The 24206-nt window shown below is 43.8% G+C and carries 15 protein-coding genes; 7 read left to right on the top strand and 8 right to left on the bottom strand.

Translation table 11 applies throughout. From position 1 onward, the window contains the following. Window positions 1-120 precede the first annotated feature (120 nt). The 5 genes from I5907_RS16940 to I5907_RS16920 all read left to right on the top strand — a co-directional run bounded on the left by I5907_RS16940 (window position 121) and on the right by I5907_RS16920 (window position 4778). Window positions 121-1683, top strand: a complete 1563-nt coding sequence (locus I5907_RS16940; RefSeq protein WP_196991987.1) for a Gfo/Idh/MocA family protein — start codon at window positions 121-123, stop codon at window positions 1681-1683. A 431-nt stretch (window positions 1684-2114) separates the two neighbouring features. Further along, on the top strand, window positions 2115-2420 hold the full coding sequence (locus tag I5907_RS16935) for a hypothetical protein (protein WP_196991986.1): 306 nt from the start codon (window positions 2115-2117) through the stop codon (window positions 2418-2420). Window positions 2421-2630: 210 nt separating this feature from the next. Then, a complete protein-coding gene (locus I5907_RS16930) occupies window positions 2631-3827 on the top strand; it encodes a hypothetical protein (RefSeq protein WP_196991985.1) in 1197 nt (398 codons plus the stop codon). 218 nt (window positions 3828-4045) lie between these two features. Then, window positions 4046-4588 (top strand): hypothetical protein, encoded by a 543-nt coding sequence (locus I5907_RS16925; RefSeq protein WP_196991984.1) that lies wholly within the window; start codon window positions 4046-4048, stop codon window positions 4586-4588. Between the two features lie 4 nt (window positions 4589-4592). Then, entirely contained in the window at window positions 4593-4778 is a 186-nt protein-coding gene (locus tag I5907_RS16920; protein WP_196991983.1) for a hypothetical protein, read from the top strand. A 104-nt stretch (window positions 4779-4882) separates the two neighbouring features. Here the strand turns inward: I5907_RS16920 and I5907_RS16915 are convergent, their stop codons facing one another. Together I5907_RS16915 and I5907_RS16910 are read right to left on the bottom strand one after the other, a co-directional pair. Next, on the bottom strand, window positions 4883-5230 hold the full coding sequence (locus I5907_RS16915) for a hypothetical protein (protein ID WP_196991982.1): 348 nt from the start codon (window positions 5228-5230) through the stop codon (window positions 4883-4885). A 6-nt stretch (window positions 5231-5236) separates the two neighbouring features. Next, window positions 5237-7699, bottom strand: a complete 2463-nt coding sequence (locus I5907_RS16910) for a penicillin acylase family protein (protein WP_196991981.1) — start codon at window positions 7697-7699, stop codon at window positions 5237-5239. A 288-nt stretch (window positions 7700-7987) separates the two neighbouring features. On the opposite strand from I5907_RS16910, the gene I5907_RS16905 reads away from it, so the two are divergent. Then, window positions 7988-8197, top strand: coding sequence for a hypothetical protein (locus I5907_RS16905; RefSeq protein ID WP_196991980.1), 210 nt, complete (start codon window positions 7988-7990; stop codon window positions 8195-8197). Between the two features lie 641 nt (window positions 8198-8838). Here I5907_RS16905 and I5907_RS16900 read toward each other — a convergent pair. The 6 genes from I5907_RS16900 to I5907_RS16875 all read right to left on the bottom strand — a co-directional run bounded on the left by I5907_RS16900 (window position 8839) and on the right by I5907_RS16875 (window position 20092). Continuing rightward, complete coding sequence (locus I5907_RS16900; protein WP_196991979.1) at window positions 8839-9732, bottom strand: MBL fold metallo-hydrolase; 894 nt, start codon at window positions 9730-9732, stop codon at window positions 8839-8841. 96 nt (window positions 9733-9828) lie between these two features. Then, entirely contained in the window at window positions 9829-11373 is a 1545-nt protein-coding gene (locus I5907_RS16895; RefSeq protein ID WP_196991978.1) for a T9SS type A sorting domain-containing protein, read from the bottom strand. Between the two features lie 449 nt (window positions 11374-11822). Continuing rightward, window positions 11823-14372, bottom strand: a complete 2550-nt coding sequence (locus I5907_RS16890; protein ID WP_196991977.1) for a TonB-dependent receptor plug domain-containing protein — start codon at window positions 14370-14372, stop codon at window positions 11823-11825. A gap of 35 nt (window positions 14373-14407) precedes the next feature. Next, entirely contained in the window at window positions 14408-16018 is a 1611-nt protein-coding gene (locus I5907_RS16885; protein WP_196991976.1) for a WD40 repeat domain-containing protein, read from the bottom strand. Between the two features lie 347 nt (window positions 16019-16365). Then, window positions 16366-16995, bottom strand: coding sequence for a response regulator (locus I5907_RS16880; protein WP_196991975.1), 630 nt, complete (start codon window positions 16993-16995; stop codon window positions 16366-16368). Window positions 16996-17065: 70 nt separating this feature from the next. Beyond that, a complete protein-coding gene (locus I5907_RS16875) occupies window positions 17066-20092 on the bottom strand; it encodes a sensor histidine kinase (RefSeq protein ID WP_196991974.1) in 3027 nt (1008 codons plus the stop codon). Window positions 20093-20696: 604 nt separating this feature from the next. Between I5907_RS16875 and I5907_RS21945 the strand changes: the two genes are divergently transcribed. Further along, window positions 20697-24188: an Ig-like domain-containing protein gene (locus tag I5907_RS21945; RefSeq protein WP_196991973.1), complete on the top strand. Its 3492-nt coding sequence runs from the start codon at window positions 20697-20699 to the stop codon at window positions 24186-24188. Window positions 24189-24206 lie beyond the last annotated feature (18 nt).

The raw sequence follows: 24206 nt of genomic DNA, 5'->3' as shown, positions 1-24206 counted from the left end.
AGACGTATAGTTAAAGCAGTAACCTGCAAACCATTTATAAAAACAGCATGTATTTTTTCCGGGTACTTCTGATAAACCTTAATTTTAAAGACCTCTTTCTCTAACGATAAATGCAACAAGATGAAAAAAATGTTTGCTGCTGCTACAAAGTCGCAGGTAAAAGCCGCTATTAATCGCCGCAAATTTGTTGGGCTTGGTTCGGCTGCCGCGCTCGGTTTTACCATTGTGCCCAGGCATGTGCTCGGTGGCCCCGGTTACACGGCGCCGAGCGATAAAATTACCCTTGCATATATTGGCATGGGCACGCAGGGAATACGGGAAATGCTGCCATTGCTCGCAGTACCCGAAATACAGGTAGTGGCCGTATGTGATCCCAATAAAGAAGCGCGTGGCTACCGCGACTGGGGCAAAGATTACCTGCGCAATGAAATAAGGAAAGCCATCAATAACCCTAACTGGAGCCCCGGCGGCGATAATGCTGTTGCCGGTGGAAGGGATAATGGCAAAGCAATCGTTGACGCCTATTATGCAAACGCCAGGAAAGATCCCGCTTATAAAAGTTGCGCAGCTTATGCCGATGTTCGTGAACTTTTTGCCAAAGAAAAAGACGTGGATGCCGTGAAGATAATGACGCCCGATCACCTGCATGGTGTGCTTTGTACGGCGGCTTTAAAAAGAGGTAAACATGTGCTGGTACACAAACCGCTTTCCAACAGGCTTACAGAAGGAAAGAAAGTGATTGAAATGGCAGCCGGTAAGCCAAATGTTATTACGCATCTTATTCCGTGGGATTCGAATGGTTCTATGGATACCGTCATGAACTGGATAAATGCAGGCGCCATTGGTACGTTAAAAGAAATACACAACTGGACCAACAGACCCGTCTGGCCGCAATACCCCGATCTGCCAAAAGATAAACCGCCTGTGCCCGAAGGCTTCGATTGGGATCTTTGGCTTGGCCCCGAAGCCATGCGTGACTACAGCCCCGACTATACGCATATGGTTTTTCGTGGCTGGTACGACTTTGGCGGCGGTGCCATGGCAGACATGGGGCATTACAGCCTGTGGACTGTCTTCAATGCGCTTAAACTTACGTCGCCGGTAACGGTTATTCCAAACCGCAGCCATGTATGCGGTTTTCATGAGCCCGTACCTTACCGCATTAATAACGACTTTTCTTTTCCGATGGCGAGTATGGTGCGCTTTAAATATCCTGCAAATGGCAGCAGGCCCGCTGTTGACCTCTGCTGGTACGATGGTGGAATGAGGCCGCCGGTTCCCGAAGAGCTGCTGGCAGAAGGCAAAGAACTGCAGCAGGAAGGCATGATGTTCGTTGGTGAGAGCGGTAAAATTCTCGCAGGGTTCAATGTGCAGAATCCACAGATCATCGCCGGGAAAAAGATGGAAGCGCCTAAAACAAACAGCGATAGCCGCGACCAGGTATCGCAAACGTCTGCCGCCTTGCCGTTGTTTGTAAACGCATGCAAAACCGGTAAGCAATATGCAGGAAGTTTTCCTGAAGCAACCTATATTACAGAAGCTGTAAACCTTTATGCAGCTTCACTCCGGGCGAATAAGATATTGAAGTACGATGCAGCATCGCAAAGCATTACAAATGTAAAAGAAGCCAATGCATACCTTAGCAGAAGCTACCGGAAAGGGTGGGAGCCTGATGCTATTTAATGCAGATTTTAGCAGCCATTTTATTTTTGTGCAGGTACCGGCTTTTGTATTTCATGGCATCGCCTGTTGCGTCGCAAGCACTTTATCTTCCGGTTCAATGGGCAGCTTCAGCGATCTGTTTGTGCTATGCCGCCATTTACCAACCGGTAGCAGCTAAAGCAAGATTGCATACGCTCCGCTTCCATCTTCGCATTGCCCAATAATGTTCCGGCCGCTGAAGAGTGCGACGCAACAACAGCCACATTTTTATACTGTAGCCGGGTACACAAAAGCTTTCTTTTTTTATTAAACGATCCGAAAGCCTGTTGTGTAAGTGTAGGCGCTGCATGCCCGTAAGCATAGAATATTCAGGACTGGTACGATAGAACGTAAAAAACTTAACATTGAAAAAACATGGTCAATGTTAACTTTAGGTTACTAAATCATTAAATATGGCGAAAGTAAATTCTACAACGAAAGGAAATAAAAAAGAACTGAAGCATAAGATCGAAGCCGCGCTGGATAAGATGATGGCGGATATGCTGGAAGGCAAAGAGATATCAAAACACCTGCATAAGAAAATGAAAAAAGCCGGTAAACTGCTGGCAGAAGGCCTAACCGAAGACAAACAGCCACAGGAAAAAGAACCGGTGAAAAAAGCGGCGAAGGCTGCCGCAAAAGAGGCACTGCCAAAAAAAGCTGTTGCCAAAAAAGCGATTGTAAAAAAAGCTGCCGGTAAAAAGGCAGCAAAGAAATAGCCATCAAAGCTCAGCCCCGCCAGGTATTGCGGGGCTTGTTGTTTATATTGTTTAGCAGCGCTTGTCCAGGCTGTAAGCTCATGTTTAGAAGCCAATATATGCACGGCCGTTTTCCGCTTACCGTGTTATTAGGCCAAAACATAGCAAACTCCCTTGCACGATAACATTGTGAAGTTTTCTTTCTTACTTTAGCTGACAAACAACATGGTTATGGTTCCATCAATGAGGCAATGGTTCAATGAAAATTTTACTACAGAAAAGTACCAGGCATATCTTGATGCATTGAATGCTTCGCACCCGGGTGATATTGAATTCCGCATTGCAGAAACACCCGTATTTGTTGATAAGGTGTTTACGGAAAAAATGCTTGCTGCCTGTGAAAGTATTGTGGATGTAATAACGCAATTCAATTTTAAAACGCTTACGGCGCATGCTATACCGGCAGAAATAAAAGTACCCGGAGAAAATGATTATTCAGATTTTATCGCATTTGATTTTGGTATTTGCGAAAATGAAGCTGGTGAACTGGAACCGCAACTGATCGAAATGCAGGGCTTTCCCACACTTTTTGCATTTGAAGTACTGATAACAGAAACTGCAAAAAAAGCATTTGATATTCCTGATAATTACGATGGCTACCTCGGCGGTTTTGATAAAGATTCTTACCTCGCTTTATTAAGAGAAATAATTGTGGCAGACTGCAAGCCCGGTGAAGTGATCTTGCTGGAAGTATTACCGCATAAGCAAAAAACCCGGATTGATTTTTACTGTACACAGGATTACCTGGGTATACCGATTGTTTGCATAACTGAACTGGTAAAAGAAGGCAATAAGCTCTTTTATATGAACAACGGTGTAAAGACGCAGGTGAAAAGAATTTATAACCGAGTGATCTTTGATGATCTTCAGCAGCAATCTGCGGAAATACAGGAAAAAGGAAAAATCCTGTTTGAAGAACTGGATGTACAATGGGTGCCACACCCTAACTGGTTTTACCGCATCAGCAAATTTACGCTGCCTTATATCGATCATCCATACGTGCCGAAAACAAACTTCCTGAGTGATATAAAGCAATTGCCTGCAGACCTTGAAAATTATGTTTTAAAACCATTGTTTTCTTTTGCAGGCCAGGGCGTGGTGATTGACGTTACAAAAGAAGACATTGAAAAAGTAACCGATCCGCATAACTGGATACTGCAACGAAAAGTAAAGTATGCAGAGGTGATTGAAACACCTGATATACCAGCCAAGGCTGAAATAAGAATATTTTACTTCTGGAAAAAAGGTGAAGCAAGACCAGTACCGGCACAAAATCTTGCACGGCTTAGTAAAGGCAAAATGATTGGCGTACGCTATAACAAAGACAAAGAATGGGTAGGCGGTACGCTGGTTTTCTTTGAAAAATAATAATAGACATTTAAGGCTGCATTTCAAACAAACGGTTTTACGAAAGTAGAACCGTTTGTTTTTACGGTAAACCGTAACGTTTAGTGGATTGTGTAGAACTTATTTCCCTTATTCTATACACATAAACCTTAAATTATATAATTTGAAAATTAATATTTTAATTTTCTTTTAAGATGTTTTATTAGTCATTAGTATTGCTTATCCGTGAAACTCAGACTATGACTAACATCAACCTAATCCTTGTAGCCGTACTGTTGTTCATTTTTTCCCGAGGTAATGCACAGGCAACAATAAGCCCGGCGATAGCTGTTGGTAAGTACATTCCGTTTAATAACGGGGGGCAGAAAAAACTTACTGCTATGCTAAACGTTAACGCAGGCTACATGTTTACTGTAGGCAATGAAAGAGGCGCATTTTACCCGCTGACAGAACTTAGTGTATTGGTGCCGCTTGATAATGATCACCCGGTGTCTTTTGCATTGTTGGCCGGTACTTATTTACCTGTATTTGACCGGTTCTCTTTTGCGTTGCTGGGCGGTGTGGAAACGCATTTACAGCAGTTGTATGATTATTCATCAGAATCGAAAGACGGTGGAATAACATACCCTGTAAAAGGAAAGTTTCAACCATGTGGCCGCCTTCGTATTATGCGTACTTCAGGGGTAGATGAAAAAACAAAACTTTACACAGAGTTTGCCTACGACCAAACGATGCCGCTGGTGAAGTTTGGTATGTTTATTACGATAACTAAAAAAAGCTAGATCGATGGAAGCTTCTCAATTATCAAACATTGATGCAGCCTCATTTTTTGCAGGCATGTTTACCACCGTTATTATTGCAGCACTTGCCGTAATTATATTGTACTTCAGGTTTAATGCGTGGAAGCAAAAGAACGCTGCGTCTTCTTACCTGGATAATCACCAGCACTATACTGCCAACATGCAGCAATAAATTATCGGGGAATTCGTACCGCGAACTGCTGATGCCATGAAAACTGAACGATGAACCGAGCGTGGCAACAGCAGACGCACAATGATATACTGCCGGTTACCTGTTTATTTTGCCTTACCTCTTGCCAGGCTGCCGCTTAATGCAGCCAGAGATGAGATAAGCCCGCCTACAAATGCCGACAACAGCATCACTGAAAAAGCGCTGCTCCCTATTTTTAAAATCTCCGCCACTTTTTTTGACAAAAGATGATCGTTGGTGTAGTCAATGATAAAGGTGTGTATGATGAACAGGAGAAATACACCAAAAAAGCCGGAAACAAAGGCCAGGCCTGCCTTTTGGTGCACCACTACTGCTACCACAAAAGATGTAATGGCAAAACTCCACCATGGAAAAAACAGTGGCGCGGCATGGCCAAGTAATGCAGTAAGCAAAATAGCTACAAAGAATTTCATGTTGGATTATGATTTACTGAAAGTGATTTTTCCTTTCAGGTTGGTTTGTTTTTGTAAAGTAAGTTTATCTGTAAACAACAATTTGTAGTACCGGCCTGCCACGTAGTCTCCTATAAAAGCATCGTAATATTTACTGCCGGGGTTGCCACTTTGTCCGCCCGGGTAAATAGCGTATGCATTGGTTTCATCGGTTAGTTCTACAATCATTTTCCAGCTTGGGCCATGGTATTGTTTGTATGCATTGATGATGCCATCTCCGCCACCGGCAAAGAGGTGAAGATTGCTGAATGCAGGCAGTTTTAACAGGTGTCTTACGCCACTGTTTTTATACTTGCCCCATGCCAGGTTATCGTCAGCATCGAGTTGTTTTAATGCTGTTACAGATTTTCTGAATGCAGTGTAAATATCATCCTGTATGGTTTCTTTTTCACCGGTGTTTATATTGTCTGCAAAAAGCTTTAGCGAATCTTTTAGCAGCGATTCTATGAGTGTACTGTTTTCAGGCGCTGGTAACGGGTAAGCTGATTGCGCCAGCTCATCGCCATAAACAGTTGCTACAAGGCTGTCTATCCACAAAGAAAAAACAGTGGCGCCACGGCTTGCTGCATTGTTCTGCAGGTCCCATGTTTTAAATGTGTTGAAATATTTTAGTTCATCTGCTGAAAGGCTGCTGTCGCTGATGTACCGGAGTAACACGGGTTTTGCTATCTCTGCAAAAAGGTTGTAATTATTGTTCTGCATTTGCTGCATAGAGTCGATGGTAGCCTGTTGCATTTGTGTAAGCAACCTGTTTACCATTATACCCCTGTATACCGGGTAAGTACCCCCGAGATAATAAGGGTAAGAAGTATCGTAAGGATATTGATTTGCGCTGCTGATAAAACCGCGATCCGGATTGTGCATGGTTATATTCATACTGTCTGGTATAAAGCCGCGCCATGCAAATGTGCTGTCGGTGCCGGGCATTATAAAATCTCCCTGTCTTCTCCATTTGGCGGGAAATTTTCCCTGCTGGCGCATCGCGATATCGCCACCTTTTGATGCAAATGCAAAGTTTTGACCGGGGCAGGAATACTCTGCCAGTGCGGCTTTATAGTCATCGAAATTTTTAGCGCGGTTCAAATAGTAGAATGCTTTTAGTTCGTCGCTTTCTTCGTGTGCAGCCCATTTTACCGCGTATGCATTGCCAGACTGCAGTTTGTCAGGGAATGAGGCATCATACATTACGGGACCCCACACGGTCATTGGTATTTGCAGTGTGTCGGCTGGTTTGCCTTTTATTTTTATAATCTCCTGCCTGAATGTGGTTGTATGCCAGGTGCTGTCAAACAAATATTCGGCCCGGGTTTCATCTTTGAATGTGATCTCGTAATAATCTCTTACATCTCTTTCGGCATTTGTTACACCCCATGCACAGCTATCATTAAACCCGATGATCACAGAAGGAGAGCCCGGTAAGCTTGCGCCGTATACATTTAAACCCGGCGCGGTAATCTGCATCTCGTACCAGATAGATGGCAGGTTTAAACCAAGATGCGGATCGTTGCAAAGTATTGGCCTGCCGCTTTTTGTTTTGCCGCCGCTTACTGCCCAGTTATTGCTGCCATTGTCACGCTCCGGCTGCATTGCCTTAACTGCGGCAGTAACCTTTTTAAAGGCCGTGTACAGGGAATCTGCCATTACCGGCGGTTTCATATCAGCACCGCGTTTAGGAAATACTGTGCCTTTTGGTATAATCGGGTCGAGCGAATCCTGGCCATAAGGGTATAGCGCTTCATACTGTTCACGGCTGAAGACCGCACGTGCGCTGGTCATCTCAAAGTCGCGTTCAAAACCCGCCAGGTCCCACGCCATATATTTTGAAAGCAATGCTGTTCTTAAATTCGTCCATGGCTCCGGCCTGTAATCGAGCAGTTTAAATTCAACAGGGTAGGAGGCTTCATCAAGTGTATTGATGTATGCATTTACACCTGCTGTATATGCATCGCATGCAGCGAGTATCTCCGGGTCTTTTTCAATGGCTTTTAAAGTGTTTTCTGCACCATACACCATACCCAGTCTCCTGAACATTTTATCAATAGCAAGAAAGTTGGTACCGTTGGCAGAATCGCCCATTATTTCGCTAAGCCTGCCGGCAGCCGCATCTGTCTGAAATTCCATTTGCCAAAGGCGAAACCTTGCATGTATAAAACCCTGTATAAAATAAGCATCGTGTTCGTCACCTGCATAAATGTGCGGCACAAGCCTGTCATCAAGATATACTTCAGAATTACCGTGTAACGCTTCGGCAATGATGTTCATGCTGAATGATTCGTTTGACCGCTCTGCGTTTTGCCAGAAACCTTTTTGCGGCGACAAAAAATAGCCAAGCCTTGGCGTTTTGCTGTCGCCAAGTGTAAGCTGGTGATCAAGTGTATAAACAAGTGCTATTGCAGCCAGTGCGCAAACAATGGATAGTATGATTCTCATGTATTGCAAATAAAGTTTGAAAGTATGGATATTTAAAACAAATAGTGTGTTTTTTGGTAACAGGCAGCGGTATTTCAATGGGGCTTTTGTTGTGTCACTCACTTGTACTTCCGGTTCTATATGCAGCCCTTGCGATCAGTAAACAAACCCTAAAACAGTTTTAAATCCGTTTTTATTTACACTGGTTGCATGTTTTGAGTAAACAATTACACAGCACCATTGATATTCAGCCATTCTTTTTTTTGGTATAATAATTTCACTCATACTGCGAAACAAAACTATTCTACCATGAAAGCATTCGGCATTATACTTATCGTAGTTGGCATTTTGATGCTCATTTTTACAAACATCAACTTCACCACAGAAGAAAAGGTTGTTGACGCAGGACCAATCGAAATCAATAAGAAAGAGAATAAATCTATAGGCTGGCCTACATGGGCCGGTGGTGTGGCGGTAGTAGCAGGTGTAGCGCTGGCTGTTGCAGGACGAAAAAGATAAAATATCCGTAACAATTTTTGTTGTTATAGTTTATGTATAAAGCAGGTTAACCACCTGCTTTTTTTATAACGCTGGTTTAAACGTGCTTGTATAAGCATTGCGCTGCAGCTGCCATAACAACCGAACGTACAAGTGAGTGACACAACAGGCGATGCCATGAAATGCTACCGCTGAAACAATAATATATAAAGCATTCAGTGCAACTAAAAACTACATTTGGTACAATAATTAAATTCAGTTTTCACGTCAGTAAATGCTACCGCTGAAACAATAATATATAAAGCATTCAGTGCAACTAAAAACTACATTTGGTACAATAATTAAATTCAGTTTTCACGCCAGTAAATGCTACCGCTGAAACAATAATATATAAAGCATTCAGTGCAACTAAAAACTACATTTGGTACAATAATTAAATTCAGTTTTCACGTCAGTAAATGCTACCGCTGAAACAATAATATATAAAGCATTCAGTGCAACTAAAAACTACATTTGATACTATAAATCAATTCAGTTTTCACGCCAGTAAATGCTACCGCCGAAACAATAACAGACAAAGCATTCAGTGCAACTAAAACTGCTGCCTGCTACATAAAAAAACGCCGTATACATACGGCGTTTACAAAAAGTAAGGTGGCTTTTTAAGCACTTAGTTCTTCATAAGCGGCGGTAAGCGGTCGTTCAATGCCGGGGCCTTTCCACTCTTCAGCACCTGGTATAACGGTGGTTTTGAGCACTTCTTCTTTAGACTTACCGGATTTTATGGCGCCTTCCACAAAGACAAGTGTTTTTTCAATATAGCTTCTGAATGCTTTTACATCTTCTGCGGTACCTGTTACATTATAGCCTGCTTCTGCATGACCAAACACGTAGGTCGTTTTCTTATTGAATTTATCCAGCGTCTTGTCGAGTACTGTTATCCAGTTTTTCATACTGGCGCCGGCAGTCCTGTCCACATACGGATGTCGGCGGTTGGCAACCAGGTCGCCTGTATGTACAATGTTTGCTTTCTCAAAATGGATGAGGGCATCACCATTGGTATGTGCTGCGCCAAAATAATACAGGCAAAGTCGCTCCTTACCAATTGACTCGCACCACACGTGCCCGAATGTCTGACCAGGATAAAGTTGTTTGTCTTCGGTTTTGTTTTTTATGGCAACATCCTGCTGGTTCTTCTTGCTGTTCTCATGCGCCAGCACATGCTGCACAATATCTTTAAAGGCTATGTTGCCACTGCTATGATCTCCGTGGTGGTGTGTATTTATCAGCAACCTGAATGTCTGAGATTGTTTTTTTAGTTCATCTATAAGGTGTTGCGCCTGTTCCGGGAATTGGGAATCCACCACCACAATGCCGTCTTTTGTGTAGTAAAAAAGAATGGTGCCGCCTTTTTCTGTAAACACACCGGCATCGTTGGTCAGCATCTGGATTTTCCATGCCGGTTGCTGAAACATTCGTGCAATGGAAGCCTGCCTGAATAACGTTAAGCCCGTTGCTGTTAACAACGCAGATTGTATAAATTGTTTTCGCTGCATACTGGTAAGTAGTTTGTAAATAATTGTAAAACAAACTCTAATATAAATAAAAAGCAGGAACATGCGTTCCTGCTTTTGCGTGATGCGGTGTGTTTTTTATTGTTTTACAAATTTTACCGTTTTAGTCTCTTCATCAGTTTTTACCAGCATTACGTAATTGCCGGAAACAAGCATACTTACAGGAATAGTCTGTATGTTTTTGCCAGCCTGCAGGTTTACGGACAAACGTTGCACAAGCTGCGATTGGGTATTGATAACTTGTATAACGGCTGAACTGCTTTTTGCAACGGTAAGCTCGATGTTTATTTTATCCACTGCGGGGTTAGGATACACTTTTATCGTTGCTGCTGTTGCAATATTTACCATAGCAGCAGCAGATGATGCCATCAGTGAAGGCTGATCCACACAGATATTGTTGAAGGACAGTGAAGCTGCAGATTGAGTACCGGCAAGAGGTGTAGCCGTAAAAAAGCTACCCGGCTGAAATGTATTACCGGTTTTCTTTTTCAATACAGCGTCTGTTAAAGTACTTGTTCTGGTAACGGCGTTACAATTATTGCCATTTTCATCAATGCGCATAAGGTAGCAGGAAGGGTTAACAGGGTCAAGATCTTTCGCTGCTATTACATAGCCGCCATTCTTAAGCCTTGTAATTGAAACCGCTTCCTCATCTCTGTCTGTACCAAGTGTCTTAGACCAAACAACGGTTCCGTTGGTAAGCATTTTTACAAGGTAGATATCAGTTTTTTGCGTGGCATTATCGAAAGAGATTGTTTTGCCTGCCAGCATAATGGTATCACTAAAAATGTTTACGGCTGTTAAGTAATCTTTATCGTCTCCGCCAACTCTTTTCTGCCATACCACTGCACCATTGTTGTTGAGTTTTAACACGAGGCCGTCTGTTTGCGTGTTATCAGCATTGGGTAGTAATATAAGCCCGTCTGAAACCTGTTTGATGGCGTTGCCCTTAAATATATCTGAACCACGCACATAGGCAGTAGCATTGATAACGCTCCCATCATCTTTGATGGCAGATACATAGGCCGCACCGTTTTGCGAGCCCGATATCATGTATCGCCTGCCAGTTCTGATAGGCTCTACACTTCGAATAACAGTCTGGTTAATGCCGGTAGTAAATTCTGAGCGTTTCCACAAAAGGCTGCCATCTGCGCCAAATTTGGCGAGGTAACCAATTGTGTCAGCGGCGGTGGAAATATAGTAGCCGGTAACAACAAAGTTTCCAGCCCAATCTTCGGCAATAAATGTTGCCGGCGTTTCATTTGTGTTATAAAAACGTTTGTCCCACACAACGGCACCTGCGGAATCGAGGCGCACCAATTCGGTATGGTTAAGTGGCGTTGCACCGCCGTTCGTCACTACAATATAACCGCCTGCTTCTACCGGTATAGCCTGAACAAACCTTGTACGGCTGGTATCCGCAGCCCTGCGTGTCCATTCAATACGGTCTTTCTTATCAAACTTAATGATGTATGCAGCCGTTGTAAGCAGGTAACCTCCATCTTTGGTAGCATTCACGTACCGAATATTTTTTGTAACGAGTTCGCGGTAATAGTTGCCTTGCGCAATAGCAGCAGTTGAGCAACACAGGAACAGCAATAAAAACAGTTGGATCTTTTTCATAAGAAAGTCTGATTGATGATTACAGGTTAAGATAATATTTGGTAAAGATGACGTGATGTTTTAAACCGTACGGATTTTTGTTTTACAAATCTACGGGAACGTGAAAATACGACCAGCCACATGAATATGTTGGAAACAGGAAGTGTTTCACTATGCGCTAAAGACATATTTCGGCCGTTTCAAGGCAGGGCAGGTGGTGGCTATGAAAAAACCCCGGTAAATAGCCGGGGCTGATGTTTTCCTTAGGTTAGTGTTGAAAACCCCCATAAAGTTTAATAAGTTTTCAAGGTTGAAAAAACCAAAACAGGTGTCAGGAGTGAAAAAACTGATTTTTCGGGTACTGTTTGTCCCTCGAAATTTTTTGTAAAACTACGGTGCCTTTTAAACCACATCAAGTACATAAACATGTGGGTTCAGCTACATATTTAGTTATTGTGATAATTGTGTTGCTAGAAATCGAAGTGAAGCCTTATAAAATAGTTCCTGCCCATTTGCAGTACCTGGTTGGGCACCCGTATTCCACCAGCTGTGCGAATGCCGGGCGTATAGTAGGTGGTGTTGAAAATATTGTTACAACCCAGTTGCAATGTTGTACCCTTCATTACATCGGTTGCGCTGATTGTGGCATTGGTTACAAAAAAACCCGCAAAAGTCAGGCGGTTATTCGGCGCGCTGGTTTCAATTGTATTTTTTTTACTGCTCAGGTAATTACCCCGCAGGTTAATATTGAATTTTTTAAAAAACAGCATATTCAGTATGCCATTCACTTTGTGCGTGGCGATGTCTGAAACAGGCAGGTCTACATCTGTTACATTATTCAGCGTATCAACAGATTTTGTCTGGTGAGGGTCTGTATAGGCATAGTTTACCGTGGCCTGCCACTTTTTATCCAATGATTTAAAAAAAACATTGGCCTGCAAACCTTTGATCCTGAATTCCCCGATATTCTGGTTCTGCAGCCTCCTGCTGGTGAGTACTGCACTTACCACATCTGAAATATTGGAGTAATAAAAGTCTATATCACCACTCAGTATATTAGAAAACTTTGATCCAACAGAAAACTCATAATTGGCAATTACCTCCGGTTTCAGGTTTGGATTTGGTGCAATGTTCACTTCATCAAACTTGGTGTAGTTGGAAACATTTTCTATACCACTGCTATAGATAGCCTTGAAGATAACATCCTTTATGGTATAGTCTAATACAAACCTGGGACTTACATGATAGCCCAACCCTCCGCCCTGGCGTATCTGGTTATAGTCCATCCTGGCACCCAGGGTAACACCAAGCCCGAATCTCGTACGGTAGTTGCCCTGTGAGTAAACACCCACATCATTTACATTGAACGTGTTACCGCCGGGGATGTTGGGCGCCCTTCCGTCATCCTGTGGCCTTGCAGAGGTTAAAGAAGTCAGGTAATAACCCTGGAGCTGGCTGTTACGTATCTCCACACCACTATTCAGGTAAAATGATTTATTGGGTGTGTACAGGAGTTTAAATTCTGACCTGAATTGCTGCGACTGTTCATAATAATAAGTTGTTTTCCATGATGCGGGAACGCCATTTACCAGGTCTGCCAGTGTTAAGCCACCAAATGTACTGTAATCGTTCTTCGTGGTTATTTTTGAACCATTCTTAATAGCATGAATACGGTAGTTGACAAATGAAGTAAAAAGAAACTTTTCATTTATTCTTTTGGTGTACCTGAAATACGCATAATTATGCCCGGTAATCCATCTTGAATTGCTTACAGAAGCAATGGCATCTGTAAATGTTGTACCAATACCTTCCTGTTTTTCCCACGATACAAGGCCGAGCGTAAAATCGCCGAAATTCATTTTGCCGCTTAAATAGTAAGAATTGGAGGGATTGATGAAGGCTGTGTAACCTGGATTATCATATATCAGTTTATTAAGCCTCGTAGCTTCTTCAATGCCGGCCTGCGTCAGCGTCAGCCTGTTCGTATCGCGGCTTACACGAAAGAACGGACTGCTGGCAGGCAGATTGTTGGCAGCCAGGTATGCCTTTCCATCGCTCTTTATAGATAGCAGGTTTTGATACCGGAATGCTGCAATGCTATCTTCATAATCATCCGGGTTAAAATCCCAAAGCCCCTGCCCTGAAAGATCGGGCCTGTCTGATTTATAAAACCTGCCGGTAACACTTGCCGAAAAGTTGCGTCCCTTATACGCAGTGTTTATATCTGCATACCGCGTGTTATAAGAAGCAATACCGCCATTTGCACTTACGCCAAATGAACGGCGGTTGGTAAGATAATCAACAGGGTCTTTTGTAATTATATTGATAACACCCGAAAATGCGGTTGGCCCATACATCGTAGATGCGGGCCCGTAAATCACTTCAATTCTTTTGATATTTGAAATGGGGTATTGCTGCGAGATATCCGCAAAATTAGACCACAGATCATTTTCCTCCACGCCGTCTACCAGCAACAGTGTTTTATCTGTATTGTTTGTTCGTAAACCGCGTTGATAAACATTCGCATAAAGCTGGCCGTAGTAAATCGAAATATCAAAACCGGGGAGGTCTTTAAGTACTTCAATAAGATCGGTATAACCACGTTGCAATATTTCTTCCGCTGTAATTACGGCGGTGGTAGCCGGTGCAAGGCGTATATCTTCGTTCCTTTTTGATACAGACGAAATAATGCTGGAACGTATCAGCGCAATGCGGTTAATAAATCTTTCGGGATCTTTAGGGTCAGTTTCAAAGTTTTCTTTCAGTACCAGCAGTTCCTCAATCACCGCATCAGCCTTATCAAGTGAATCTATAGCGAGGTAACATTTTGCCATTAAATGATAGGCCTGTACTTTTTCATCTGCATCAAACCCGTTTCTTGTCTGCAGGCATTTTGATAAACCGTCGATGCATTCGATGAACCTGCCTACATCGTATCGCTGTTCTGCCGAGTCTATAGAAGCACGGCCACAGGTATTTTCCTGCGCATACACACATATACATGTAAGCTGAAACACCATAATTATGCAGTATCGCAGCATATTTTGTAGCATAATTATTTTTCTGTTAGGGTTTTATAAAGGTCTGCAGTGGTGGGCTTCCAGGCAATCAGCTTATTGTCTTCTCCTACAGAATACAACCACGATCCGCCGGGTGCATAGCACAACCCATAGATCCACTTGTTGTGGCCACGCAGTGTTAATACATCCTCTGAATATTTACGCTGCATAACCGCGGTAACATCGGTTAGTTTGATTGTCTGGTCAGCACTGGCAGATGCAAGCTGTACAAAGCCGCCATTGACCACAGAAAACTGCAGGTCATTAATGCTCGAGGCATGCAGGGCGCGGCTCCAGATAATGTTCGTGTTTTTATTGTTCAGCAGCCATACAAAACCATTGTATGTACCAACAGCAAGATATTTTTCGGTGTTGTCAATAGCAATGCTCGTTATTTTAGCGTCGAACGACTGCGATGCCGAGGTTTTATTTTGTGCAAGATCGCTCCAGTCTTTGTACACGCTTAGCGTATTGCCTGAGGCTACATACAAAATGCCACTTTTGCCGAGTGCCACATCATTTAAGCCATCCCGCGGTATATAAGCGGCCTCACCAGGCTTGCCCGGCTGCAGTTTTACGAGCCCTTTGGTTGTTGCCACAATAATATTGTCGCTTTCATCAAACAGCACCGTTTTGCCAATACCCTGGAACTTGAATTCACCGGCAGGAGTTATGGCACCTGCGGCAACTTTAAAGTACATCCCGTTTCCTGCTGCAGTAATAACGGCCAGTTTTTCACCGCTTCCTGAAACGGCGATGGATCTTATTTCTTCTTTCACATTATAAAAACCAGTCTTCTGCACACTATAATTATTCATCCGAGATGCATATATAAAGCCAGCTTCATCTGCCGTAAAAATAATGTCTGTTGAAGGGCTGCCACATATACAACGCACCGGCAAACGGTGAAAGTTAAACTGGTTTTTGTATGCTATACTTTTTATCCAGTTTACATTGAGTGCATCATAAATATCACTGTTCTGTGCGGGGCCATCGTTAATAGCGTTTACCAGGTATGCTTCCAAGGCCCTGTCTTTGCTGGAGTCGTAGCGGTGTTCATTCATCATTACCACCGCTTCTTTTGCCAGTTTTCGGCTGTCTGCCAGTTCTTTTAACCTGCTTGATATTTGTTTCTGGTCGTTTGCAATGATACGCTGGCTTTCGGCTTCGGCCTGCTGGCGTTTTGCTTCTGCCGCATTGCTTTCGGCAAGTTTTGTTTGCTGTGCCGCGTAGAGTTTTTGTTGTTGTGCCAGGTATTGCTGCTTCAATGCTTCCAGGCGGTTCAATTCCGCATTTCTTTTCTGGTCTTCTGCAAGCTGGCTTTGCAGCAATGCATTTTTTTCGCTTTCAAGTGCCAGTTCTCTTTGCTGTAACGCCTGCTCTTTGCTGCTGTCTGCAATATTGCGTTGTGCCAGGGCTATCTGCTGTTGCTCCATGGCTTCTGTTATGTTGCGTTTGGCAAGCCGCGCCTGTTCGTCTGCATAACGCTTTTGCTGAAAAGCGTAACCGGCAAGGAGTATAGCGGCCAGCGCTATCAGCGAAACAAGCCAGGTCGCTGTCTTTATTTTGCGTAAACTTCTTTTATGCGTTGTTTCATTAACGATCATCAGCAGTTTGATCTTTTGGATACGGAAAACACACCGTACATGTTACAGACAAGTTGCAAACGATATAGCTCGTTGTGCCGTTGTTCTTCTTACAATTAAATAATGTTGCCGGCTATGGCTCATTGTGGCATCGCCTGTTGTGTCACTCACTTCAACGTTCCGTTGTTATGGCGGCTGCAGCGTTCCGGTTTTTTTGGCCTGCTGCGGTTACAACCGCATAAGGCCAGTGTTTGTGGCACCCGTTACACCCGCAGCAGATGCCATGAAAAGAACAGTTGAACTGAGCGTAGCAAGGAACGACGCCCAAAGATATACTGCCGGTAACATAATTGTTGTTGTAAAATTTTCTACACAATATGTTCCCGCAAAGCTTTTGAGACCGCTTCGGGCGCAGAGTTTACCTGCAGCTTCAGGTAGATTTGTTTTATGTAGAAGCGTACGGTATCTATACTGAGCTCGAGCTGTTCGGCAATCATTTTGTAACTGTAGCCCTGTGTAAGACAAAAAAGTATGTCTTTCTGCCTGGCAGAGAGATCATATTTCTTTTCAACTTTTACCGGGCGGGCAAAATGGTTGAGCACTTTTTTGGCAATTTCAGAAGTCATGGGTGCGCCACCGTTATGAACGTCTGAAATGGCCTCTATGAGTTTTGCGGGTGTTGTTTTCTTTAAGAGATAGCCGGAAGCGCCGGCGCAGAGTGCATCAAAAATTTTATCACTTGTGTCAAAAACGGTCAGCATTAATATCTGCACATTAATATTGAACCTTCTTATCTGCTGCACTGCCTGTATGCCATTGATGCCCGGCAGGTCTATGTCCATCAGAATTACATCGGGTTCCAGCTTTTTTACCTGCGCCTCAGAAGACATACAATCCGGGAAAGCGCCGAGCAGGTGTAAACCTTCAGCCCTGGTGATCAGTTGAGAAAGGCTGTTTCTAAGGTCGTTGTTATCTTCAAAAATCAACACTCCGATCATAGGTGATGGTGTTTTTACAAATGTATATGAATAGGCTGCTTACGGTACTACATGATTATGTAGGCTGCAATCAGTCTTTGGATGGTTTTAACTGTACAACAACGGTGGTGCCCGTATTTGCTTCTGTTTCCAGCCGGTAGTAGGCACCAATTTTCTCCGCCCTGCTTTTCATGTTTCTGAGGCCGTTACCGCCGTCTCTTATGTGCCCGGGATCGAACCCTTTACCATTGTCTTTTATTTCCAGCGTAAGATAGCCATCGGTATAATCCATATTGATCCATGCTTCTGTTGCCTGGGAATACTTTGCAAGGTTATTGATTGCTTCTTTAAAGATCATATAAAAATTATGCCGCTCCGTAATACCAAGGTGCAGGTTTTCGAGGCTTTTACCTGTTTGAAGATGAAGGTTTATTTTCCTGGATTCCAGCAGGTCAGACGCAAAAGCCACCATCCTGGCAATAATGTTTTGCACCGTATCATTCTTTGGCTGAATGTTCCAGATAATATCGTTCATGGCATCAAGCATCCTGGTAGAAGATTCGTTAATGGTGGTTAATGTAGATACAATACGGCTGTTGGCTTCTTCCGCATCGTTTAATGCCATAGAACTTAAAAAGCCGATACTGCTTAGCGTGGAGCCTACTTCATCATGCAAATCCCGGCTAATGGTATTTCGGACTTCTATGGCCTTTACTTTTTGCCGGAGTTTTGCCTGGAATATGATATACACAATGGCAACAATGGAGAGTATTACGACCGTATAAAACCACCAGGTGTTCCACCATGGCTGGCTGATGATAAATGTAATCTTTGCGCCGCCCTCGTTCCAGATGCCGTTGTTGTTTGCTGCCTTTACATGAAAGGTGTAGGTGCCCGGAGCAATGTTTGCGTAGGTGGCAAAACGGCGGTCGCCGGCTTCCACCCATTTTTTATCCAGCCCGTCGAGCATATAAGCATAACGGTTTTTGAAAGACTGCGTGAAGTTCAATGCCACATAGGTAAAGGATATATAGTTTTCACCATACCGAAGGTGAATAACAGTGTCCTGGTAAACATGAATTGTTTTATCCATTACCTGCATCTGTGTAATGTATACCGGCGGCACTTCCTTGTTTAGATTAATGGTAGAAGAATGAAAGGTATGCAGACCATTGAAATCAACACGCACCAGGTCTCCGTTAGATTTCTTAACCAGGTAATCCTGCTGGTTGATGCTAAGCCCGTCTTTGGCAGAGTAATGCACAAACCTGTTGTGGTCGGGGTCTATTACTTCCAGCCCGAGGCTTGTATTGAGCCATACCTGCCCTTTGTCGTCTTCCGTTATTTGCGATATGGAAGTGCTTTGTAAACCGTTTTTGATAGAATAATTGAAGAAGTTATTTAGGGTTGCATCAGTCTTCCACAAGCCGCCGCCGTCTGTACCTATCCAGAGATGCTTCTTTTTATCCTCGTATATGGCATTGATAATGGCGTTGTCAATAGCGCTTATTTCCTGCTGTTTTACAAATTCAATCTTTTGTACCTTTTTGGCATTCCTCAATACCAGCAATACCCCCTTTCCTTTTGTCCCAATGAGCAAACTATCAGCGGAAAGCACCGTTATTGCTGCAATGCTGAGGGATGCCGCATTCTTTGCATCGGGTGCCACTGTTTTAAAAGGCGTGAACGATTTATTAATGCAATCAAACACATACAGGCCTGCGCCGTTGGTACCTGTCCATATTTCATTATTGTAGAAAGCCAGTGCCCTTACCTGTATTTTACGCTGCCCGTCGATGGCAAATTTTTCGGTTTTCCATTCGTTGTTGTGGGAGAAAAGATGGATGAGTCCGTTATCTGCCCCAAACCAGATAGAGCCGTCCGGCGCCCTTACCCCGGTGTAGATAGCTACACCCTGGCCAATAAGGTTGTTGCGGTTGGTATAAATGCCTGATGTAATGTCAACGGTGCCAAGACCTACATAGTTACCGACCCAGAAATTGCCCGTTTTGTCTTCGATAATGGTATTGGCGCTCTGGAGTGTAAAAGGATATTCAGCTTTTGCCGTGGTAAAACCGTAGAGCTTGGGATCGTAGATGGCGATTCCTCTCTCGGTGCCTACCCAAAGTATACCGTTCTTATCTGCCTGTATGCTCCTGACCCTGGTGGCGGCATTGGGGTTCTCTTCCTGCAAAGGGTTTACATATGTGAACAGGTCTTTGCGGTAGTTGTACCGGTACAGTCCTTCGCTGCCTACCCATAAAGTTGAATCACTGCTCAGTGACAGGCAGGTAGCGGTTTTTGCATTACCTGCAGGCCCGCTGATCACTTTACCAGAGACCTGGCCGCTATTTACATCGAGTTTATAGATACCATTGTTAGTGGTGGACATCCAGAGATTACCGTCTGGTGTTTGAATAATATTATGTGTGATCTCCTTTGAAATATCTTCAAACGCTGTAACCCCTACAGGGTATGAAACAGTTTTACCGCTTTGCATGTTATACTTCCGGAAACCTGTTTCTGTTGATAACCACAGTATGTTTTTGTTTTGCTGATCCGGCACGATGCCCTGTATATTTTCTCTACCATTGTTGTCTGTGGGGTGACGGGTAATTTGCCTGCGGTATTGATCCAGCGAGAAAAGCCCGTTGCTGCCTGCGAGCCAGAGTGTACGGTCGGCATCTTCGAAAAAATCGTATACATAACCCTGCAATAACGGGAAATTGTAATTCGTGAATTTGTTGGTAACAGGATTGTAAGAAGACAAACCTGTGGAGGAGCCTATCCAGATGATATGCTTGCTATCCTGGAAAAGACTTACGATGTTATTGTTTGCAAGGCTGGCTGTATCGCCGGGTGTGTTTTCGAACGTGCGGAAAGTGTAGCCATCGTACCGGTTTAAACCATACACAGTTCCAAACCAGATATAACCCTGGTGATCCTGTAAAATGCACTGTACCTTATTGTGCGAAAGGCCTTCGGCGGCCGTGATTATTTCAAAAACAGGTTTGGATGGCTGAGCAAAAATGCTTTGCAGGCACAACGACAGTACAGTTGTAAATACTGCCTTACAAACAAAAGTATGAAGCGTGTAAAAGTGTTTTTTCCTCAGCAATATTGATCGTTTCTTGTGTAAACCTGGTTGCTAATATAGAACACAATGTTACAGGGTTTATCTTTTGCCGGTGATTAATACCATGTTTTAACCTGATATGTTGTAACAAGACATGACATGCTGGTGCATGGCATAATATTCAATAACAATATGTACAGGCTTACAAGACCGGCCAAGGAACGGGCCGGCACATGCAGTATTGTTGCTGCCAAAAGCGTTGCAGTACAAGTGAGTGACACAACGAAGACGTCTTGTATTGGTGCAGCCGGTTACCAAAAAATTTTTCTTACCATAAGACAGAAAGAGATTTGATGGGCAGGCATATTTTCAGGAAGCAACATGGATTACCGTGGGCAGATAACAGCCGCAGTGTTGGGTTGCAGCTAACGCTAGGCTAAACAGGCGCTGTAAATTGCGGCGGATGGCATTGAAAAATATTACGGAAAGTTGAAGGGTCTGTATTTAATATCAACCACTATAACCGTTATCTCTTTACTACATATTCATGTGGTTCCATTTTAAGGGCAAATTCTTTGTAATTGAATTATATTAACGATATTGCAGTGTTTTTGAACCAGATCCGTACAGTCTAAATTCGATACCCGTGAATCCTATAAAGATTTATCCCACTTCATTTGTGCTGCTTGCACTTTTTGTGCTACCACCTATGGTCACCCACGCCCAGGATGACTGTTACAAATCATTTAAATATGCGCTTTCTACTGCAGGTTATCATGCCAATGCATTTGACGTTGTAGATGCGGGCAACAACCAGTTTTTTGTTGTAGGAACAACAGGAGATTCAACAGGTGGAAGAAATATACTTGTGACCAAAATAACAGGCACAGGAACAGTTTTATGGTCGCAGATGTATGGCGGCCTGGGCAATGAATTTGTAAGAAAAGCAAGCCCGACATCGAACGGTGGTTTGCTGATTGCCGGTTCCACCACATCGCCCGGCTCTTCCAAAAGTGACATGCTTTGCATGGCCATTAACCCGGCAGGTTTTATAAGGTGGGTGAGGCGTTTCAGCTTCAATTCGCCCAATGGAGATGTGGCAATGGATATTATGGAGACCAGTGGCAATCTGCACGCCGTTACAGGTATAACAAACGTTTCTTCGGTAAATGCCGATGTAGTTGTGATGCGCCTGGACAAAGGAGGAAACCTGATCTGGTCCAGGCAATTTGATAGCGGGAATGAAGACAACGGCATTGGCATTGCTGAAAAAGGAAATAACCTGGTGGTGTCTGGCAGTATTCAGCAACAAGCCGGTAAAACCGAGTCATTTGTAATGGAGATTTCGAAAGCCAATGCTTCAGTATTAAACGTTGTAAAACTCGGTACACTTACAAACAATATAGGCAGCCCTTATATATTCAAAGACAATGTAAATGGCGGATTCTGGATCAACAGCCATCTGACCAACGGTAACCAGCAAAATAAAATGCGCCAGGCGGTGTTGAGGCTGGATGAGGATTTTAACATCAACGCCTCGTACCAGTTAACCATACCTGAAGAAGTAAGCAACAGTTATTCAGGCTTTCGGTCTATGCCAGACGGCGGGTTTATAACCTGTTCAGGAATGGAAGCAAACAGCAGTGGCTTTATCTTCAGGGTAAGCAAAGAAGGAACACCGGTATTCTCCAAAAAATTGAAAGGCGGTAATGACCGGAAACTTACGCGGCTGGAACTTATCGGCGATAAAATTGTATCAGTAGGTTCGGACAAAAGAGGCGGATTAGATGCCATGTTTGTTATTGCTTTTGATTCCAACGGTGTGATTGATGAACCCTGCCAGACTGATACGGCTGATCTTACTGTTGAAAATATCACCGTAATAAGTGCAGACTTTAAATGGGCCAAAACAGGCAGTGAGTCACCGACTAATATAACGACTGATTTTTCAAAGAAAAATAAAGACGTAAGCCTTACCGTACTATGTGCCCTTAAATGTGATGTGCCGGCTGTTAATGCCGATTTTGAAGTGGCAGATACCGTTTGCGTAAATACGCCGGTAACCATCGTAAATAAAACAAGCGGGGGCACTACCTTTTTCTGGAATTTCGGTATTGAAGGAGGTAGTGGTACCACCAACATTTTCACTTCTTCAGATTCGATGCCGTTACCTTTTACTTATAAGGTGCCGGGTATATACAATCTAATGCTCACTGTAGATAAGGGGTTGCCTACAGAGCAGTCTTTGACCAAAATACTGCATATTGTTGCTCCCCCTGCAGCAAGGTTACTCCCGGATACTTCCTTTTGTATGGGTGACAGCCTGCTACTTAAGACCTCTTTTTTTGCAGGTAATATTGCGTGGTCCAATACAGGGACCGATAGTTTTATTTTAATCACTCGGCCAGGTAAATACTGGATTGAAGCAAACTATTACGGCTGCACAGTAGGGGATAGTGTAAACGTTATACAACATGCTTTACCTGTTGTGAGTTTAGGTAACGATACCACCATCTGTGTTGCCGGTATATTGCTCAATGCGCAGAATGATCAATCCTCGTATTTGTGGCAGGATGGTACGGTGAGTCAAACCTATAACGTTACAAACTCAGGTCTTTACACAGTACGGGTCACAGATGCCAATGGCTGCTCGGCAAAAGATTCTATTAAGGTTACCATGTACAGCCAGCTCGCCTGGCAGATCGGTGGCGGTGCAACCATCTGTGCAGGTGGCAAAACGCAACTCACTGCCAATGGGTCCAATATCAAAAGTTATTCGTGGCTGCCTGTCGTTTCATTGTCAGACCCGCTGAGCAATACGCCTACGGCGTCACCACTCGATTCTACTACTTATGTTTGTACCGTTACGGCAGACAATGGCTGCAAAGGCATTGATTCTATACGCATCAATGTAAAGCCGGTACCTTACGTAATTGCACCGCAGGACATGGTGGTGTGCGCAGGTACAAAAGTATCCTTGCCAACGACTGCCACAGCCGGCGTTACATTTAACTGGAGCCCGAAAAATTATCTCACCCATAATGCCGGCGGCGGTACGTTTACCATACCTGATACAACCATAACCTACCGTGTGCATGTAACAGATGCCAATGGCTGCTCAGCCAGTGATTCGGTTACCATAGAAGTTAACCCTTCACCCAAACTGCTTGCCGCCACGCTTGATACACTGATTTGCGCAGGCGCAGAAGCAAGACTCGCGGCAACGGCAGCATCACCAAACACTACTTTCACGTGGTCACCGGCCAATACTTTGAGTGATGCATCCGGTGCTAATCCTGTTGCAAAACCAGCTACAACAACCATGTATTTTGTAGAAGCGCTTAATGAATATGGCTGTACTGCAAAAGATTCCGTTACCGTAGCGGTGAGGTCAAAAGCTGTGTTTAGTCTCGATCCTCAAACGGCAGCTACCTGTCCCGGAAAAACCATAACGCTTACAGCCGGCGGAGGGGATGTTTATGAATGGCTGCCTGCCTCTACGCTGGTTGCGGCCGGCACTACGGCCATCGCATCGCCGGTGGAAAACACTACTTACCGGGTGGTTATAAAAGATACTTCCTGCAGCATAACCGATACACTTTCTGCAACTATTGCGGCAAGTGCAAAAATGTATACCAAAGCCTCTAAAACAAACGATATTGACTGCATTTTACCTACCGCTTCACTGAAAGCAGAAGGGGGTATAAGTTACCAATGGTTCCCGGCAGCATCACTCAATAATGCCGCCATTGCCAATCCCGTGGCATCTCCCCAGCAGTCCACGAAATACTATGTAAAAGTTACCGCGGCGGGTGGCTGTTACAGTTACGATTCCGTTACTGTCAACGTTTACAAATCGGTAGAGAACGGCTACCAGTTACCAACCGCCTTCACGCCCAACGACGATGGCAACAACGATTGTTTTGGTGTGCGTAAATGGGGAACACTCACATCGCTGGATTTTAGCATTTTCAACAGGCAGGGCAAACTCATTTTCCACACGAAAAATCCGTCTGATTGCTGGGATGGCACCATGAACGGCACTAAACAGCTTACCGGCTCTTACATCTATGTTATTAAGGCGCAGGTTCCGTGCGGCCAGATAACCCGTACAGGAAGCGTGGTGCTCATAAGATAAGGATGTAACCGGCAGTAG

Source organism: Panacibacter microcysteis, assembly GCF_015831355.1.
In the GTDB taxonomy this organism is placed as follows: Bacteria; Bacteroidota; Bacteroidia; order Chitinophagales; family Chitinophagaceae; genus Panacibacter; species Panacibacter microcysteis.
This window is presented reverse-complemented; position numbering and strand designations above follow the sequence as displayed.